We start from the raw sequence: 16,871 nt of genomic DNA, 5'->3' as shown, positions 1-16,871 counted from the left end.
GGACGATCGCGGGTGTTGTTCTGCCCGAAAGCGCAAGTCCTAGTGGACGTTCGCGCGGGCGAGTTCGTGAGCGGCGGTGCGGTAGCGGTCGGCGATGAGACGGACTACCGCGGGGTGGACACCGATCGGTTCGGCGACGCCGTCGGCCCCCGCGTCGTGCAGGCGCTGGTGGAACAGGCCGTGGGCCAGCAGGTACGACGCGATGAACACCCGCTGCGAGCCCGATTCACGCAGGGCGGCAACAACTTCCGGGACGCGCGGGGCGCCGGTGGCCACGTAGGCGATCCGCACCGGTGCGGCGAGCTGCTCGGCGAGCATTCCCGCCGCGCGCCGGACATCCTGGCGCGCACGGGAATCCGACGAACCGGCGGCCGCGAAGACCACCGCGTCACCCGGCTGCCAGCCGGCGGCGCGCAGGCGCATCGCCATGATCCTGGTCAGTGCGGGGTCAGGACCCATGGCGGGAGTCACCGCGACGGCGGTGTGTCCGCTCTCGGCCACCTCACGCGGAACATCTTGGTACACGTGGTAACCCGAGGCCAGGAACGCCGGCACCACCACGGCCGGGCCGTCGAGGTCGCGCAGCACCTCCGACGGCGACGGGCCGAGTACATCGACGAAAGCGGTGCGCAGCAACGGGTTCGGGCCGGTGGTGTCCATGCCGCAGCCCAGTTCGATGCCGACCGCGTCGGCGAGGGCGGCGATCATCTCCACCCCGCGCGCGCTGCGGGTGCCGTGCGCGACGAGCACGAGGGCCGGCTCACCCGGCCGCACCGTGCTCACCACACCCCGATCGTCTGGCTCCGCGCCGACCGCGCGGGAGTGCCGATGCCTGCGGCGTGCGGCGGCTGCACCGGCGGACGCGACGGCGCGTCGGAGCAGTCGGCCGCGTCGAGAGCGAGGCGGTAACCGCGTTTCACCACGGTCTGAATGGCCTTCGGTGTGCCGAGTCCCGCGCGCAGGCGGGCGATCGCGGTTTCCACCGCATGGGTGTCGTCGCCACCGCCGGGCAGCGCCGACAGCAGATCCTCACGCGAGACCACCCGACCAGGCTGACGGGCCAGCGACCGCATCAACGCCATCGGGGCGGGCGCGAGCTGACGCACCTCACCGTCGACGACAACGCAGCCACCGCGCACGCTGATGAGGTGCCCGGCCGCGTAGATCCGGCTGGCCCGGCGCGGCAATTCCTCGGCCACGTGGCGGGCGAGCGCACCGAGCCGCGCCCGGCCGGGCATGGTCGTCGGCACGCCGAGTTCTTCCAGCGGCGCGGCGGTGATCGGGCCGACACAGGCGGCGAGCACGCGTCCGCGCAGGGCGTGCAGCACCGACTCGAGCAGCCCGGTTTCCTTGGCGCGCATGAGAAGTGAGGCCACGGCGGGGGCGCTGGTGAAGGTGACGCAGTCGAGGCTGCCGGAGATGATCGCATCGATCATCGAGTCCATCGGACCGCGGTCAGCCGGCGGCTCCCACCGGTACACGGGCACCGGAACCACGTCGGCGCCCGCGCAGCGCAGCACCTCGCAGAAGTCGGGCACCGGTTCCCACTCGGTGGTCGCACCGTGCAGCTGCACAGCGATGCGCACACCCTCGACACCCTCGGCGAGCAGGTGGTCGAGCACCTCGGCCGACGACTCGGACGCGGGCGACCACTCTTCGCGCAGCTCAGCGGCCCGGATGGCGCCCTTGGCCTTGGGCCCACGGGCGAGCATGCGGGTGGCGGCAAGGGTGTCACGCAGCGTCTCGGCCAACCCCCAGCCCTCGGCGGCCTCCATCCAGCCACGGAAACCGATGCCGGTGGTGGCCACAGTGATGGCGGGCGGGTCGGCGATGAGCTGTTCGGTGACCCGCTCGAGTTCGGTGTCGTCGGCGAGCGGGATGATGCGGATGGCGGGCGCGCTCACCACGGTGGCGCCACGGCGGGTGAGCAGGGTGCCGAATTCCTCGGCGCGACGAGCAGCGGTGATACCGATGGTGAAACCGGCGAGACAGGGTCCCGCTTCGGGCACAGAATTCATGAAGTCACCGGTTCGTTCGACACCGAGACGATGCCTGCGTCGAGTCGCACGGCATACACCGGCAGCGACTGGGTCTCATCGTCGAGGCAGCGGCCGTCGATGAGGGAGAAAGCCTGCTTGAGCAGCGGCGACGCGACCACGGGTACCCCGCCCCGGTCGCCGACGATGCCGCGCGACATGACCGCGGCCCGACCGAACGGGTCGACATTGCCCACGGCGGCCAGTGTGCCGTCGGGTAGCAGGAACAGGGCGGCCTGCTTGCCGCCGTCGAGCAGGACCGCAACGCCGCGTCCCGGAATAAGGAAATCGAGTCGGCACGCCTGGGTCCAGGTCGTGGTCTCGGTGGTGATGGTGGGTGTGTCGATAACGGTCATCGGTTCCTCCTCCGAACGCCTTACCTATTGGTACAGGCGCCCTGTTTCCACAGGGTTAAGCGCTTATTTCCCGGCTGCTGCTGTGTCGGAGCCAACACCGGCGGGCATCCCCGGCAGACCGAGAAGCACTGGCACCTTGCGTTCCCCGCTCTCGTCGAAGGCGATCGTCGGGTCGGCCTCGTCAGGGGCATTGACGAAGGAGACGAAGCGCGACAGCTTGTTCTCGTCCTCGAGCACCGCGGCCCACTCGTCCTTGTAACCGTCGACGTGCTTGGCCATGGCGGCCTCCAGATCCGCGGCGATGCCGAGGCTGTCGTCGCACACGACGGCCTTCAGGTAGTCCATGCCACCTTCGAGGGCCTCCTGCCAGGGCGCGGTTCGCTGCAGGCGGTCGGCGGTGCGGATGTAGAACATCAGGTAGCGGTCGATGTATCGGATCAGCGTCTCGTCGTCCAGGTCGCCTGCCAGCAGCACGGCGTGCTTGGGGGTGAGACCACCGTTGCCGCCGACATAGAGGTTCCAGCCGTTCTCGGTGGCGATCACGCCGACGTCCTTGCCACGGGCTTCGGCGCATTCACGCGCACAGCCCGACACGGCCAGCTTCAACTTGTGCGGCGAACGCAGACCCCGGTAGCGCTTCTCGAGCAGCACGGCCATGCCGACCGAGTCCTGCTGGCCGTAGCGGCACCAGGTGGAACCGACGCAGCTCTTCACGGTGCGCAGCGACTTGCCGTAGGCGTGCCCGGATTCCATGCCCGCGTCGACCAGGCGCTTCCAGATCAGCGGCAGCTGCTCGACGCGGGCGCCGAACAGGTCGATGCGCTGACCGCCGGTGACCTTCACGTACAGGTCGAATTCCTTGGCGACCTCACCGATCACGATCAGCTGCTCGGCGGTCACCTCACCACCGGGCATGCGCGGCACCACCGAGTAGGTGCCGTTCTTCTGGAGGTTCGCCAGGAAGTGGTCGTTGGTGTCCTGCAGCGCGGCCTGCTCGCCCTCGAGGATGTGGTCGCTCGAGGTGGAGGCGAGGATCGAGGCGACGGTCGGCTTGCAGATATCGCAACCCGAACCCTTGCCGTGCTTGGCGATGAGCTCCGAAAACGTCCGAATGCCAGTGACATTCACGATGTCGAACAGTTCGGCACGCGACTGCTCGAAGTGCTCACACAGCGCCTTGGACAGCGCCACACCGGACTGCTCCAGCAGCTTCTTGATCATCGGCACGCAGCCACCGCAGGAGGTACCCGCGTTGGTGCAGCCCTTCACGGCCGGGATATCACAGGCACCCTCGGCGATGGCGCCGCAGATGGCGCCCTTGCTCACGTTGTTGCAGGAGCAGATCTGCGCGTCGTCGGGCAGCGCGTCGGCACCCAGTTCGGCGCCGGCCGGGGAGATCAGCGAGGCCGGGTCGGCGGGCAGCGGGCGCCCGACCAGCGGACGCAGCGCGGCGTAGGCCGACGCGTCGCCGACCAGGATGCCGCCGAGCAGGATCTCGGCGTTGTCGGAGACGACGAGCTTGGCGTAGGTGCCCTTGGCGGCGTCGTGCAGCACCACCGACAGCGCGCCCTCGGTGGTGGCGTGCGCGTCACCGAAGGAGGCCACGTCCACGCCCATCAGCTTCAGCTTGGTCGACATGTCGGCACCGGGGAACTCACCCGCACCGCCCAGCAGGCGGTCGGCGACGATCTCGGCGGTGGTGTAACCGGGCGCCACCAGGCCGTAGCAGACGCCCTCGACGGCGGCGCATTCACCGATCGCGTAGATGTCGGGATCCGAGGACCGCAGGCCGAGATCGGTGAGAATGCCTCCGCGCGGGCCGATTTCGAGCCCGGCCTCCTTGGCGACGGAGTCGTGCGGGCGGATACCGGCGGAGAACACCACCAGCGAGGCGTGGATCTCGGACTCGTCGGACAGGTGCAGCTTGACCCCGCCGGTCTCCTCCTCGATCGACTCGATCTTGGCGGTGCCCACCCCCGTGTGCACGTTCAGGCCGATGTCGGAGACCAGCTTCTCCAGGATCGCGCCACCACCGGCGTCGACCTGGGCGGGCATCAGGCGGTCGTTGTACTCGATGACGTGCGGGGTCATGCCCATCAGGCGCAGCGCGTTGGCCGCCTCCAGGCCGAGCAGTCCACCGCCGATCACCACACCGTGCGCGCCGGGTCCGGCCTTCTCGGCCGCGGCGCGGATGCCGTCCAGGTCTTCGATGGTGCGGTAGACGAAGCACTCGGGCAGGTCGTGGCCGGGCACCGGCGGCACGAAGGCGTAGGAACCGGTGGCCATCACCAGCGCGTCGTAGGCGATGACGTCACCGGTGGAGGTGGTGACGGTCTTGGCCGCGCGGTCGATGGACTCGCCGCGCTGGCCGAGCCGCAGCTCCACCAGCTCGTCGCCGTCGTACATGTTGCCCGGCAGGGCCAGGTCGTCGGGGTTCCAGTTGCCGACGTAGTAGGACAGGCCGACGCGGTCGTAGGCGGGCAGCTTTTCCTCGGAGAGCACGACCACGCGCCACTGTCCGGCGTCGTCGCGCGAGCGAAGGGCCTCGACGAAGCGGTGTCCGACCATGCCGTGGCCGACCACGACCACTGTCTTGCGAGTGCTGTTCATGAGAGTGACCTCCTGGATTGTGGTCGGTTGTCAGCGAGCCGACGAAGTGCTGGATTCGGCCTCGAGGACCAGGGATTCGGCCTCGGCCACGACATCGGAGTCGACGGCGACCCGGGGGCGGCGCAGGAACACCGTCCAGGTGACCGCGGCGCAGACCACGTAGAAGGCGAGGAACACCCAGAACGCGGTGGTCGCCGAGGCGGTGCTGGCGTAGGAGGAGCGGAGCACCATGTTGATGCCGACGCCGCCGAGCGCACCGATCGCGCCGACGAAACCGATCAGGGCGCCGGAGGTGTTCTGCGACCACGCGGCCTGTTCGGCGCGCGGCAGCGGCAGGCTCTTGGACTTGGCCTCGAACACCGACGGGATGATCTTGGTGACGGCGCCGTTGCCGAAACCCGACAGGATGAACAGGGCGATGAAGCCGGCGACCAGGATCGTCATGGTGGATCCGGTGGCGATGCCGTTGTTGCGGTCGGCCAGCGTCGAGGCGAAGATCACGACCAGCGCGGCGGCCATCATGGCGCCGAAGGTGGCGATGGTGACCTTGCTGCCACCGATGCGGTCGGCCATCTTGCCGCCGTAGGGGCGGGCGAGCGAACCGAGCAGCGGACCGATGAACGCGATCGAGGCGGCGTGGATGGCGGCCTGGGTGGCGGTGTCACCACCGGCCTTGAAGCTGATCTGCAGGATCTGGCCGAAGGCGAAGCTGTAGCCGATGAACGAACCGAAGGTGCCGATGTAGAGGAAGGCGATGGCCCAGGACTGCGGCACGCGCAGGGCCTTGAGCATGTAGGACATGTCGGCCTGCTGGTTGGTCAGGTTGTCCATGTACAGCGCGGCGCCGACCGCGGTGACACCGACCAGGACCAGGTAGACCGCGCAGATCACGTAGGCGTAGTCGCCACCGAGGGTGACCAGCACGAGCAGGCCGAGCAGCTGGATCACCGGCACGCCGATATTGCCGCCACCGGCGTTCATGCCGAGCGCCCAACCCTTGAGCCGCTGCGGGTAGAAGGCGTTGATGTTGGTCATCGAGGAGGCGAAGTTGCCGCCACCGAAGCCCGCGAACGCGGCCACGATCAGGAACGTGGTGTAGGAGGTGCCCGGCTGGTTGACGAAGTACAGCGTCAGCAGCAGGGGCACGAGCAGCAGGAACGCGCTGAAGATGGTCCAGTTGCGACCACCGAAGCGGGCCGTTGCCACGGTGTAGGGAATGCGCAGGAACGCGCCGACGAGCGTGGGCATGGCGACGAGGAAGAACTTGCCCGCCGGATCGATGCCGAACTTGTCGGTGGGCATGAACAGCACCATCACCGACCAGATGGACCACACCGAGAAACCGATGTGCTCGGCGATCACCGACCAGATCAGGTTGCGCTTGGCAACGTCCTTGCCGCCGGCCTCCCAGGCCGCGACATCTTCGGCATCCCAGTGCTCGATGTCGTGGTTACGCTTCAGCGTGCTCAAGTTGGGCCTCCCAAAAGTGCGATGGCCCAACGGTAGGAAATGGGTATTGCCGAAATGCTGCGGGAAATTGCGCTTGAATCAACGGTTTCTCACGCCGACCCGGTCACAGGGGTGAGATCAGCCCTTTTGTTTCGGGCATGTGACACAACGGTTTCCGCACGTAAGAAGGCGGCCGGAAATCATTCGAAACGCCCGTGAGGGTGTGATGTAGGTAGCATCGACCCGAACGCACCATTACGCAACTCGAACGGTGAGTTTTCTTCCGCTCAATTCCAGGTGTCTTCGAGCATGCGCGGTTTGCAGGCCTGCCAGGCGCCGGTGAGCAACACACCGAGCGCGACGAGCAGCAGACCGAACGGGGCGAGCCAGCCACCGGTGGCGGTGTGCAGGATGCCGAACAGCAGCGGACCCACACAGGCGACGACGTAACCGACACCCTGGGTGAATCCGGACAGCGCCGCCGAGCCCTGCGGTGTGCGCGTACGCAGGTTGATGAGCGTGAGCGCCATCGGGAAGGTGCTCGGGCCGAGGCCGAGCAGCACCACCCACAGCAGCGGCGCGCTCATCGGCGCGATCAGCAGACCCGCGAAAGCGATGACGAACAGCACCATGCACGCGACGACGACCGGGAACGGGTTGCGCATGCGCGAGACGACGGTCGGCGCACCGAGCGCGGGAATCAGGCCGATCAGCGCGAACAGCGCGACCATGTTGCCGCCGAAGGCGGCGCTCGCGCCCGCATCGGCCAGGATGGTCGGCAGCCAGGTGAACATGGCGTAGGTGGTGAGCGAGGTCATGCCGAACATGCCCGCCATGCCCCAGGCCACCGGGGAACGCCACACTTTGCCTGTGGCCGTCGGTGTTTCGGACGGCAGCGCGGTGGTGTCGGCCTTGTCGCGGCCGCGGCGGTCGCGCAGGACGACCAGCCACGGCACCGCCGCGGCGAAACCGACGAGCGCCCACACGCCCATCGAGATGCGCCACCCGTGCGCCTCGGCCAGCGGCACCGCGACGAACGCGGGAATGACCGTGCTCAGCTGCACCATCACGATGTAGAGCGAGGAGATCGACGCCAGCCGATCGGCGAAATACCGCTTGACCAGCGGCGGAATCACCACATTGCCGATGCCCATGCCGAGCAGCGCCACCCCGGACAAGGCGAGCAGCTCGCCGGTGCCGGAGGAGAAAACGCGGGCGAGCGAACCGAATCCGGCCAGCAGCATCGCCAGCAGAACCGTGCGCTCCAGCCCGAAACGCCGCACCGCGAACGGGGTGACCAGCCCGGCGACACCGAACATGGCGGTCGGCAGCATGCCGAACACGCCGACGATGGCGGTGCCGTACCCGATGTCGTCACCGATCTGCTCGGCCAGCGGGCTGAACGCGGTGACGGCGGCACGCAGGGTGAGCGCCGACATGATGATGGCCGCGAGAACCAGCAGCCGTCCCTCGATCAGTGACCGACGGGTGAGCTGCTCGGGCTCCGCCTGATCGACCTCGGCGGGCGGATTCGGGAGTGCACTCCCACCATCGACCGCATCCCATCGACCATCGACCCGCCCATCGACAGGGGTGAGCCGGGTCAGGGTTTCGGAGGAGGGCGGAGGAGTCACAGACGAAATCATAGGATGACCCGATGATCGACGCCAGCAAATGTGAGCGACAAGTCAGGCTCGAGTACCGGCCTGCCGCTTTGCCTTACGCTGGCTCACGTGCAACCCGTCCGGCGCTCCAGCCTCATCGCCCAGGTGACCGAACAACTGCGCGCCGAAATCCGGTCGGGCCGTTGGCCGGTCGGCGGCCGTATCCCCACCGAACCCGAGCTCACCGAACTCACCGGCACCGGCCGCAATACCGTGCGTGAAGCCGTGCAGGCCCTGGTCCACGCGGGCATGCTCGAGCGCCGCCAGGGTTCGGGGACCTACGTGATCGCCACCTCCGAGGTGGGCGGCACGCTCGGCAAGTACTTCGCCGACGCCGAGGAACGCGACATCCTCGAATTGCGCCAGGCGCTCGACACCACCGCCGCGGGCTTGGCCGCGCGTCGCCGCGACGACACCGATATCGCCAACCTGCGCCGCCTGCTCGCCGAACGCAACGACCGCGACTGGACCAAACCCGACCCGGTGGCCATCGCCGCCGATGTGGAATTGCACCGCGCGATCGTCGTCGCCAGCCACAACGCCGTGTATCTGGAGTTCTACGACTCGCTGCTGCCGGTGATCGAGCAGGTGATCCACGCGCGCACCGCCAAATCCGACGACGCCTACGACAGCGAGCACATCGAACTGGTGCAGGCCGTCATCGACGGCGACGCCGAGCGCGCGATGCAGGCGGCGCGCTGCTTCCTCGGCTCACTCATCGCCGAGTACCCGGATCGCCCGCGTTTCGCCGGGTAACCGAGCTGTCACCCCGACGGGAACGGCGCGGTGAGCCCGAGTTGGCTCGAATGTCACCTGAGGCCATTGTCACGCAACAACCGGCTTCTACCGTTTCTCTCGACACCGCATCACGCGCCCGATCGAGAGGAAGCCGATGACCGCAATCGCCGCCACCGGCCAGACGACAGACACCGCGTCGTTCGAATATGAGAAGAAGGGCCGCTGGCTGACCCAGTGGGAGCCCGACAATCCGAAATTCTGGGAATCGGGCGGTGAGAAGACCGCCAAGAAGAACCTGTGGTTCTCGGTGTTCGCCGAGAACCTCGGCTTCAGCGTCTGGGTCCTGTTCGGTTCCATCGTCACCGCCATGGGCGCCGCGGGCTTCACGTTCCTGGACGGCCTCGGCAAGGGGAACCCGACCGCCGTCGCCAACGCCCTGCTGCTGACCTCGGTGCCCACCCTGGTCGGCGCCACCCTGCGCATCCCCTACACCTTCGCCGTCCCCAAGTTCGGCGGTCGGGCCTTCACCGCCTTCAGCGCGGGCATGCTGCTGTTCCCGACGCTGGGCCTGGCGTACTTCGTCAACCAGCCGGGCACCCCGATGTGGGTGTTCCTGCTGCTGGCCGCGCTCGCCGGTGTTGGCGGCGGCAACTTCTCGTCGTCGATGGCCAACATCTCGTTCTTCTTCCCCGAGGGCAAGAAGGGCGCCGCGCTCGGCATCAACGCCGCGGGCGGCAATCTCGGTGTGGCACAGACACAATTGGCCGCACCGTTGCTGATCACGCTCGGCACGCACCTGTTGGCCAAGGACGCCGCGGGCTACCGGTTCGGCCTCACCCTCGCCATCCTGGTCTGGGTGCCGTTCATCCTGATCGCCGCGTTCGGGGCGCTGCGCTACATGGACTCGATCACCTCGGCCAAGGCCGACGGCAAGTCCTACAAGCTGGCGCTGACCAACCCGCACACCTGGATCATGTCGTTCCTCTACATCGGCACCTTCGGTTCGTTCATCGGCTTCTCGTTCGCCTTCCCGACCCTGATCAAGGCCAACTTCCCGCACCTGACCCAGATCGGCTGGATCAGCATGGTCGGCAACCTCGCCTTCCTCGGCGCCCTCGTCGGGTCGTTCAGCCGCCCGGTCGGCGGGTGGATCTCCGACAAGGTCGGCGGCGCGCGCATCACGGTGATGGTCTTCACCGGAATGGCTGTGGCGGTCGCGTTGATCATGACCGCGCTGTCGATGAAGAGCTTCCCGCTCTACCTCGCCGCGTTCCTGCTGCTGTTCGTGCTCACCGGTGTCGGCAACGGCTCGACCTACCGGATGATCCCGTCGATCTTCGGCGCCACCGCCAAGAAGTACGCCGCCGAACACGGCATGCAGCTCACCGAGGCCCAGGCATCGGCACGTCGTCAGGCCGGCGCCGCGATCGGCGTGATCGGTGCCGTCGGCGCCTTCGGCGGATTCATCCTGCAGCAGGCACTTCGCCTGTCCAACATCAACTTCGGCTCCATGGCCCCCGCCTTCTGGGCCTACGCCGTCGCCTTCGTCGTCATGGCGGGCGTCACCTGGTGGTGCTACCTGCGCACCTCCTTCGCCACCGACAAGGTCCCGTCCCTGGCCTACGCCAACGTCTGACACCACGAAAGCCGCGCCCGGAATCCCCGACCGGGCGCGGCTTTCGGCATTTCTGCTACAGGACCAGGCGGACCATATCGGCCGTGCGGGCAAGACCCGGAAAGGCTTCCGGGGTGGAGCGGGGGTGCAGGGCGTGCACGGCGAGGCGGAAGATCAAGGCGCGCAACAGCATCTGTGGCCATTCGGGCAGGCTCGACCAGCGTTCCAGGAGGCCGTCGTCACCGCCGCCCCAGGCCAGGGCGTCGACGACGACCACACCCGCCGCCCAGGAGGCGGGGCGCCAGTACGGGGTGATGTCGGTGAGGCCGGGGGCGTGGGTCCCGGAGAACAGGACCGTGCCGAACAGGTCGCCGTGGACGAGCTGGTCGGGGCTGCGCACCGGTTTGCGCAGAGTGGCCAGTTGGCCGATCAATTCGAGGCTGCGTTGGCCGTCGGGGGTCGCGGTGAGGGGGACGCCGCCCGCGCGCAGGGTGCGCAGCGGCACCGACTCCCAGGCGGCGCGGTCGGCGGCGACGAACACATCCACATCCACCCACGGCGCGACGGGCGGCTGCACCAGGAAACGCGGGCGCTCCAATTGTGCTGTCGCCTTGTGTAATCGCAGCGACACCGACACCACCTCGTCGTGGCGGGGTTCGGGGGCGCCGTCGATGAAGGTGTCGGCACGCCAGCCCGACACCACGTAGCGGCCGTCGGTGGCACGCACCGGTCGCGCGACGCGCACACCGTCGACGGCGAGGGTTTCGCGCACCTTGGCCGACCACGCCGCGCGGGCGTGATCGGCCACCGGGCTCAGCACCACATCGCCGAGCCGCCAGCCACCGTCCCAGTCACCGAGGGAGACCGGCGTCACTTCGCGAAGACCGAATGTGGCCCGCACATGCTCGGGTGGTTCGACTGAAGTCACTGACGTCACGGCCGTACCGTAACCCTGAGGACGCGTCAACAGCCCGAAGGCACGCTGGCACGCGACCCCATTGCGACCTCCCCGCAATCAACGGCGGACCGGTACGGATCAGTACACGGGCAGCGACGGATCGACCTGCTTGGCCCACGCGACCACGCCACCCTGCAGGTGCGTGGCGTCGGCGAAACCGGCGCGCTTGAGCGCGGCCAGCGCCTCGGCCGAGCGGATCCCGGTCTTGCAGTGCAACACGATCGGCTTGTTCTGCGGCAGCTCCGAGAGCGCCTCACCGGAGAGGATGCGGTCCTTGGGGATCAGGGTCGCACCGTCGATGTGCACGATGTCCCACTCCACCGGCTCACGCACGTCGATGAGTTCGACCTTGTCGGCGTCGAGCAGGTCCTTCAGCTCGGCGGCGGTGACGGTCGACCCGGCGGCGGCGGCCTGGCCCTCCTCCGACACCACACCGCAGAACGCCTCGTAGTCGATCAGTTCGGTGATCGGCTGACGTTCCGGATCGCGGCGCAGCTTGATGGTGCGGTAGTTCATGTCCAGTGCGTCGTAGACCATCAGACGGCCCAGCAGCGTCTCACCGATACCGGTGATGAGCTTGATCGCCTCGGTCACCATCACCGAACCGATCGACGCGCACAGCACGCCGAGCACGCCGCCTTCGGCGCAGGACGGCACCATGCCCGGCGGCGGGGCCTCCGGGTACAGGTCGCGGTAGTTGATGCCTCGCCCGTCGGGTGCGTCCTCCCAGAACACCGACACCTGGCCCTCGAAGCGGTAGATCGAGCCCCACACGTAGGGCTTGCCCGCGAGGACGGCGGCGTCGTTGACGAGGTAACGGGTGGCGAAGTTGTCGGTGCCGTCGACGATCAGGTCGTACTCGCGGAACAGCTCGACGGCGTTGTCGGGTTCGAGGCGGATCTTGTGCAGCCGCACGTCGATTCCCGAATTGATCTCGAGGATCGAATCGCGGGCGCTGTCGGCCTTGGACCGGCCGATGTCGGACTCGCCGTGGATGACCTGCCGCTGCAGGTTCGACATGTCGACCTCGTCGAACTCGACGATCCCGAGCGTGCCGACGCCCGCGGCGGCCAGATACAGCAGGGCGGGCGACCCGAGACCGCCCGCGCCGATCACGAGCACCTTGGCGTTCTTCAACCGTTTCTGACCGTCGACACCGAGATCGGGGATGATCAGGTGGCGGCTGTACCGCGCGACCTCATCTTTGGTCAGTTCCGCCGCAGGCTCGACGAGCGGCGGCAAGGACCCGTTGAAAGACACCTTCGGAACTCCGTTTCTTCGGCGGCTGGCGCCGCGGGTTTGCGGCGCACCCTCTGGTCAGTCCAGATCAAGGCGGCCGCAAACCGATGGCCGTGTGTATCTACAACACTGACCGCCGTACTGTTCTTCCCGCCCATGGTCTCGCACCGGCGGAGTTCTCAGCCGCGCGGGTACGGCCAGGGATTGAAGCGGCAGGTCTTGCCGTCGGGCGGGACCACACCGTGCGGGTCGAGCAGGGCGATGTCGTTGTTCTTGGTGCCGAAGGTCTGCTGCATCATGATCGGCGCCAGGCCGCCCTCGGTCTCGCACGGCTGGTGGCCGTGGTAGCCGATGGCGTGGCCCACCTCGTGGTTGACGAGGTATTGCCGGTAGGAACCGATGTCGCCGTCGAAGGCGAGCGCGCCGCGCACCCAGCGGGCCTCCGACAGCACCACCCGGTCGATGCTCGCGTTGTAGCACGACGAGTCGATGGGGATCTCGAATCCACAAGCGGCGCGGGTGCTTTCGCGGGAGGTGAGCGAGAGCCGGAAGTCGGGTTCGCCGACGTCGATGCGCTGGAACCCGAACTTGGGATCCTTGGTCCAGCTCTTGGGGTTGGCCAGGGTGGTCTCCACCATCTTGGCCACGGCCACGTCACCACCGTAGGCCGAGGTGTCGATGCCGTCCTCCACCTCGACGGTGTAGCGGAACACCCGCTCGGTGCCCGCCCCGACCTGTGGGCCCGCGCCCGGCACCACATGCCAGGTGCCCGCGCCGCGCTCGACGAACGCGCCGCCCTCGGGGAGCGCGCCGAGCGGCAGATCGGCGGGGAACTTCCCGTCGCCGGGCGGCGCGCCGATGATGCCGGACTGGGCGACGTTCGGGCTCAATGCCCCGAACCCCGGGTCCACCGGTGCGGGCTGCTTGGCCACGCGCAGCGCGTCGAAGATCACGAACGCCGTCACCGCCAGCAACACCGGCAGCGCGTAGGCCCGCCACCCGTAGGTGGACACGAAGCGGCCGAGGGCGCTCTGCTTCTTGGCGTCGCGCTGTGGGCTGCGCGGCCTGCCGGTGTCGGCTTCGGTGGGATCCCAGCGTGCGCGGAGGGGCTGACGCGATCGGTCGGCCGGTTGGTACAGCCCGAGGGGGTCGTAGACCTGCAGTTCCCGCCCTTCTGACTCCGAAGTCACTGAACCGGACTCGGTGGTTTGCGTGGGGCGAGCGACATCGCGCCCGCCGCCGGATGGTCGTTCCGGGCGGTCGGTCACCACACCAGATTCTCACAGTGGCCAAATCGGTGACGCGGGTGGCCGGGGAAGATCCGCCGGTTACGGCCCGGCGAACGTTCCCGCCTGGTACTACATTTCCAGGGCGAAACTCTGGGGGAACACTGTGCGAGTATCGTTCGTGGGACATCGGGCGCACATTCGCCTGCCTGGTGTAGTCGACAAAGAGAGCCGAGATGACTGACCTCGTGGACCGCATGACCTCGCGCCGATCGGTGCCGGAGACGGTCCCGGCAAAGCGCGGCACCCGCCTGCCTCGTGACGAGCGGCGTCAGCAACTGCTCCTCGCGGCGAGCGAGGTATTCGTCCAGCGTGGCTACCACGCCGCGGGCATGGACGAGATCTCGCAGGTGGCCGGTGTCAGCAAGCCGGTGCTCTACCAGCACTTCGCGAGCAAGCTGGAACTGTATCTGGCGGTTCTGCAGAACTATGTGGACATCCTGGTGTCGAGCGTGCGTCAGGCGCTGCGCTCCACCACCGACAACAAGCAGCGTGTGCGCGCCGCCGTCGCCGCCTACTTCGACTTCGTCGACAACGAGATGCAGGGCTTCCGCCTCGTCTTCGAATCCGACCTCACCAGCGAACCGCAGGTGCAGCGCCGGGTGGAACAGGCCACCGAGGCCTGCGTCGACGCGGTGTTCGACCTGGTCGCCCACGACTCCGGTCTCGACCCGTACCGGGCACGCATCCTGGCCGTCGGACTGGTCGGCGCGAGCCAGTTCTCGGCGCGCTACTGGCTCGAGGCCGACCGCCCGGTCCCCAAGGACGAGGCCGTCGACACCACCGTCGCCCTGGCCTGGGGCGGCCTGAAGCACGTGCCGTTCCGCCTCTCCGGGTCTTAAGGCCAGACTCGGGTTCGTGGGGATTTCCGGAGGCGGCAAGCTCTCTGGAAGTGGCTGGGTCAGCCCGTACCCGGTGAGTTACCCATGTACTGGCGAAATCAGTTGTCTCGTCCGTGACAAGAATGGGCCCGCCTTCGGTGTGAAGGCGGGCCCATTCTTGTTTCGCGTCTTACACCGTGGCGAAGCCGACGCGGCCGACGGCCGGGGAACCGATCTCCACGTAGGCGACCTTCGCGGCCTGGATCAGGAACTTGCGGTTCTTGTCGTCGGTGAGCTTGACGACGCCACCGGAGCCGCTGAGGGCATCGGTCACCAGCGCCTCGATCTCGTCAGGGCTCTGCGAGCTGTTGATGACGAGCTCCCGAGGGCTATCCGAAATACCGATCTTGACCTCCACGGCCAACCTCCGAACGTAAGAGTCCTGTGTTGTCGAGTTCCAGGCTAACCCGCCTCTCCGCGACTCGGGCCGACGGCTCCCGAAGTGGTTGGCCCCCTGACCGGGCCTGCGGCCGTGTTCAGCACGGTTCTGGGCGTACCCGATGAGTTACCCATGTTCTTGCGAAATCAGTTGACGCTGATCAGGGCTCGATGAGCTCGATTTCGAGTTCGATCTTCACCGTGTCCGACAGCATGCCCGGCATGGGGCCGCCGACACCGAAATCGGTGCGCTTGATGGCACCGGTCGCGGAGAAGCCGGCGTGGCGCGAGCCGTCGGGGAAGTCGCCGACGCCGCCCCACTCCACCTCGAGGGTGAGCGGCTTGGTGACGGTGCCGAGGGTGGCCTCGCCGGTGACGGTGAAGGTCTCGGCGATCCGGACCGGTTCGGTGGCGCGGAAGCTCAGGGTGGGACGGTTGGCGACGTCGAGGAAGTCGGCGTTGCGCACGTGGGCGTCGCGGTCGGCGTTGCCGGTGTCGAAGGAGTCCAGGTCGATGGTCGCGCCGATGGTGGCGGCACCGGATTCGTCGACAACGAACTCGGTCTCGAACCGGGTGAAGCCGCCGCGCACCTTGGCGATGCCGAGGTGGCGAACGGTGAACGAGACCGAGGAATGGCTGCGGTCGAGCGCCCAGGATCCGGCCTTCAGCTGCTGTGTCTGTGTCGAAGAAGTCATGCGTTCAGCCTGACCGGACCGTGGTCCGTTAACCAGACCGCCGTTATCCTGGACCTGTCAGGGCCAGGCTGCCGGAGCCGGGACCAGGGAGGATGGAGCAATGCCCGACCAGCTTGGAGCCCGCTCGACCTTCGCCGAACTGCTCATCGCCCGCCGTGCGGAACTGCGCCCCGAAGACGTGGGCCTGCCCGGCGGCGGTCGTCGGCGCACACCGGGACTGCGCCGCGAGGAGGTCGCGGTGCTGGCGGGCGTGAGCGCGGACTACCTGGCCCGGCTGGAGCAGGGCCGCGACAGCAACCCCTCCCCGGCCGTGGTCGACGCGCTGGCCACCGCCTTGCGCTTCAACGACACCGAACGCGCCCATTTCGGCTGGCTGGCACTGACCACCAGCAAGGAAGCGCGCTGCCCCAGTACGGCTTTCGACCCGAAGCTCGATCAGGTGCCGCCCGCGCTCACCGCCGTGCTCGACGCCCTCACTCCCACCCCCGCCTTCGCTCTGGGCCCGCGCGCGAATGTGCTCGCGTGGAACGACTCCTGGGAAGACCTCGTCGCCCCGCTCGGCCTGCTCGACGATCCCGAGCAGGTGAACCTGGCGGTCTGGGCGTTCCGACACCCGCTGGCGCGCACCACCATCACCGACTGGCCGCAATACGCCGACCTGCTCGCCGATCAACTGGCCCGCACGCGACTGCGCCGCCCCGAAGACGAAAGCATCGCTTCGACCATCGAATTCCTCAGCACCGAACCGGAATTCGCCCACCGCTGGCAACCACACCGCCTCGCCGAAAACCTACCGACCCTGCTCGGCCTCGAACACCCGACCCGCGGCACACTCACCTTCACCGTGCAGACACTGTCCGCAGAGAACGATCAGCAGGTCGTCATCTGGCTCCCCCGCGAAACCGCCGCTCGCGCACCGGAACTACGCCTGATCCACCCCCAGGCAGCAAACGGCTGACAGATCAC

The 16,871-nt window shown here is 67.9% G+C and carries 15 protein-coding genes; 4 read left to right on the top strand and 11 right to left on the bottom strand.

Annotation, left to right across the window (positions count from 1 at the left end; genetic code table 11):
• Nucleotides 1-39: 39 nt before the first annotated feature.
• The 6 genes from ACSVDM_RS13280 to ACSVDM_RS13255 all read right to left on the bottom strand — a co-directional run bounded on the left by ACSVDM_RS13280 (nucleotide 40) and on the right by ACSVDM_RS13255 (nucleotide 7,890).
• Nucleotides 40-786, bottom strand: a complete 747-nt coding sequence (locus ACSVDM_RS13280) for a sirohydrochlorin chelatase (protein ID WP_439265049.1) — start codon at nucleotides 784-786, stop codon at nucleotides 40-42.
• Nucleotides 780-2,018, bottom strand: coding sequence for a uroporphyrinogen-III synthase (locus ACSVDM_RS13275; protein WP_067491501.1), 1,239 nt, complete (start codon nucleotides 2,016-2,018; stop codon nucleotides 780-782). Before ACSVDM_RS13275 ends, ACSVDM_RS13280 begins: the two co-directional genes overlap by 7 nt.
• Nucleotides 2,015-2,392, bottom strand: coding sequence for a nitrite reductase small subunit NirD (nirD, locus tag ACSVDM_RS13270; protein ID WP_067491499.1), 378 nt, complete (start codon nucleotides 2,390-2,392; stop codon nucleotides 2,015-2,017). The genes ACSVDM_RS13275 and nirD overlap by 4 nt, the downstream gene beginning before the upstream one ends.
• A gap of 63 nt (nucleotides 2,393-2,455) precedes the next feature.
• Entirely contained in the window at nucleotides 2,456-5,002 is a 2,547-nt protein-coding gene (gene nirB / locus ACSVDM_RS13265; RefSeq protein WP_439265048.1) for a nitrite reductase large subunit NirB, read from the bottom strand.
• Nucleotides 5,003-5,032: 30 nt separating this feature from the next.
• The gene (locus tag ACSVDM_RS13260; RefSeq protein ID WP_439265046.1) at nucleotides 5,033-6,472 is read right to left on the bottom strand and encodes a nitrate/nitrite transporter; all 1,440 of its coding nucleotides are present in this window, start codon (nucleotides 6,470-6,472) and stop codon (nucleotides 5,033-5,035) included.
• A 266-nt stretch (nucleotides 6,473-6,738) separates the two neighbouring features.
• Nucleotides 6,739-7,890 carry an MFS transporter gene (locus ACSVDM_RS13255; protein WP_245655271.1) on the bottom strand — a complete coding sequence of 384 codons (1,152 nt, stop codon included), beginning with the start codon at nucleotides 7,888-7,890 and terminating at the stop codon, nucleotides 6,739-6,741.
• Nucleotides 7,891-8,184: 294 nt separating this feature from the next.
• Between ACSVDM_RS13255 and ACSVDM_RS13250 the strand changes: the two genes are divergently transcribed.
• Entirely contained in the window at nucleotides 8,185-8,871 is a 687-nt protein-coding gene (locus ACSVDM_RS13250; protein ID WP_439265044.1) for a FadR/GntR family transcriptional regulator, read from the top strand.
• A gap of 136 nt (nucleotides 8,872-9,007) precedes the next feature.
• Nucleotides 9,008-10,489 (top strand): MFS transporter, encoded by a 1,482-nt coding sequence (locus ACSVDM_RS13245; protein WP_067491488.1) that lies wholly within the window; start codon nucleotides 9,008-9,010, stop codon nucleotides 10,487-10,489.
• Nucleotides 10,490-10,544: 55 nt separating this feature from the next.
• Here the strand turns inward: ACSVDM_RS13245 and ACSVDM_RS13240 are convergent, their stop codons facing one another.
• The 3 genes from ACSVDM_RS13240 to ACSVDM_RS13230 all read right to left on the bottom strand — a co-directional run bounded on the left by ACSVDM_RS13240 (nucleotide 10,545) and on the right by ACSVDM_RS13230 (nucleotide 13,936).
• Nucleotides 10,545-11,396 (bottom strand): TIGR02569 family protein, encoded by an 852-nt coding sequence (locus ACSVDM_RS13240; RefSeq protein WP_067491486.1) that lies wholly within the window; start codon nucleotides 11,394-11,396, stop codon nucleotides 10,545-10,547.
• 108 nt (nucleotides 11,397-11,504) lie between these two features.
• A complete protein-coding gene (moeZ, locus tag ACSVDM_RS13235) occupies nucleotides 11,505-12,686 on the bottom strand; it encodes an adenylyltransferase/sulfurtransferase MoeZ (RefSeq protein ID WP_067637377.1) in 1,182 nt (393 codons plus the stop codon).
• Between the two features lie 158 nt (nucleotides 12,687-12,844).
• Nucleotides 12,845-13,936: a DUF3152 domain-containing protein gene (locus ACSVDM_RS13230; protein WP_439265042.1), complete on the bottom strand. Its 1,092-nt coding sequence runs from the start codon at nucleotides 13,934-13,936 to the stop codon at nucleotides 12,845-12,847.
• Between the two features lie 191 nt (nucleotides 13,937-14,127).
• Here ACSVDM_RS13230 and ACSVDM_RS13225 point away from each other — a divergent pair, with 191 nt between their 5' ends.
• Nucleotides 14,128-14,793, top strand: coding sequence for a TetR/AcrR family transcriptional regulator (locus tag ACSVDM_RS13225; protein ID WP_067985004.1), 666 nt, complete (start codon nucleotides 14,128-14,130; stop codon nucleotides 14,791-14,793).
• 169 nt (nucleotides 14,794-14,962) lie between these two features.
• Here ACSVDM_RS13225 and ACSVDM_RS13220 read toward each other — a convergent pair whose 3' ends face one another.
• Together ACSVDM_RS13220 and ACSVDM_RS13215 are read right to left on the bottom strand one after the other, a co-directional pair.
• Nucleotides 14,963-15,190 (bottom strand): DUF3107 domain-containing protein, encoded by a 228-nt coding sequence (locus tag ACSVDM_RS13220; RefSeq protein ID WP_067491482.1) that lies wholly within the window; start codon nucleotides 15,188-15,190, stop codon nucleotides 14,963-14,965.
• A 181-nt stretch (nucleotides 15,191-15,371) separates the two neighbouring features.
• Entirely contained in the window at nucleotides 15,372-15,905 is a 534-nt protein-coding gene (locus ACSVDM_RS13215; RefSeq protein ID WP_439265040.1) for a YceI family protein, read from the bottom strand.
• A gap of 100 nt (nucleotides 15,906-16,005) precedes the next feature.
• On the opposite strand from ACSVDM_RS13215, the gene ACSVDM_RS13210 reads away from it, so the two are divergent.
• Entirely contained in the window at nucleotides 16,006-16,863 is an 858-nt protein-coding gene (locus ACSVDM_RS13210; protein WP_439265038.1) for a helix-turn-helix transcriptional regulator, read from the top strand.
• Nucleotides 16,864-16,871 lie beyond the last annotated feature (8 nt).

Origin of the sequence: Nocardia sp. JW2 (genome assembly GCF_051843015.1) — a bacterium.
In the GTDB taxonomy this organism is placed as follows: domain Bacteria; phylum Actinomycetota; class Actinomycetes; order Mycobacteriales; family Mycobacteriaceae; genus Nocardia; species Nocardia coubleae.
Note: the sequence above shows the minus strand (reverse complement) of the source record. Positions and strands in the feature narration are given on the sequence as shown.

Bases quoted from the DNA above. Each gene is read 5' to 3' on its own strand.
- ACSVDM_RS13275 (WP_067491501.1), bottom strand. From the start codon at position 2,018: ATGAATTCTGTGCCCGAAGCGGGACCCTGTCTCGCCGGTTTCACCATC.
- nirD (WP_067491499.1), bottom strand. From the start codon at position 2,392: ATGACCGTTATCGACACACCCACCATCACCACCGAGACCACGACCTGG.
- nirB (WP_439265048.1), bottom strand. From the start codon at position 5,002: ATGAACAGCACTCGCAAGACAGTGGTCGTGGTCGGCCACGGCATGGTC.
- ACSVDM_RS13255 (WP_245655271.1), bottom strand. From the start codon at position 7,890: ATGTCGGCGCTCACCCTGCGTGCCGCCGTCACCGCGTTCAGCCCGCTG.
- ACSVDM_RS13245 (WP_067491488.1), top strand. From the start codon at position 9,008: ATGACCGCAATCGCCGCCACCGGCCAGACGACAGACACCGCGTCGTTC.
- ACSVDM_RS13225 (WP_067985004.1), top strand. From the start codon at position 14,128: ATGACTGACCTCGTGGACCGCATGACCTCGCGCCGATCGGTGCCGGAG.
- ACSVDM_RS13215 (WP_439265040.1), bottom strand. From the start codon at position 15,905: ATGACTTCTTCGACACAGACACAGCAGCTGAAGGCCGGATCCTGGGCG.
- ACSVDM_RS13210 (WP_439265038.1), top strand. From the start codon at position 16,006: ATGCCCGACCAGCTTGGAGCCCGCTCGACCTTCGCCGAACTGCTCATC.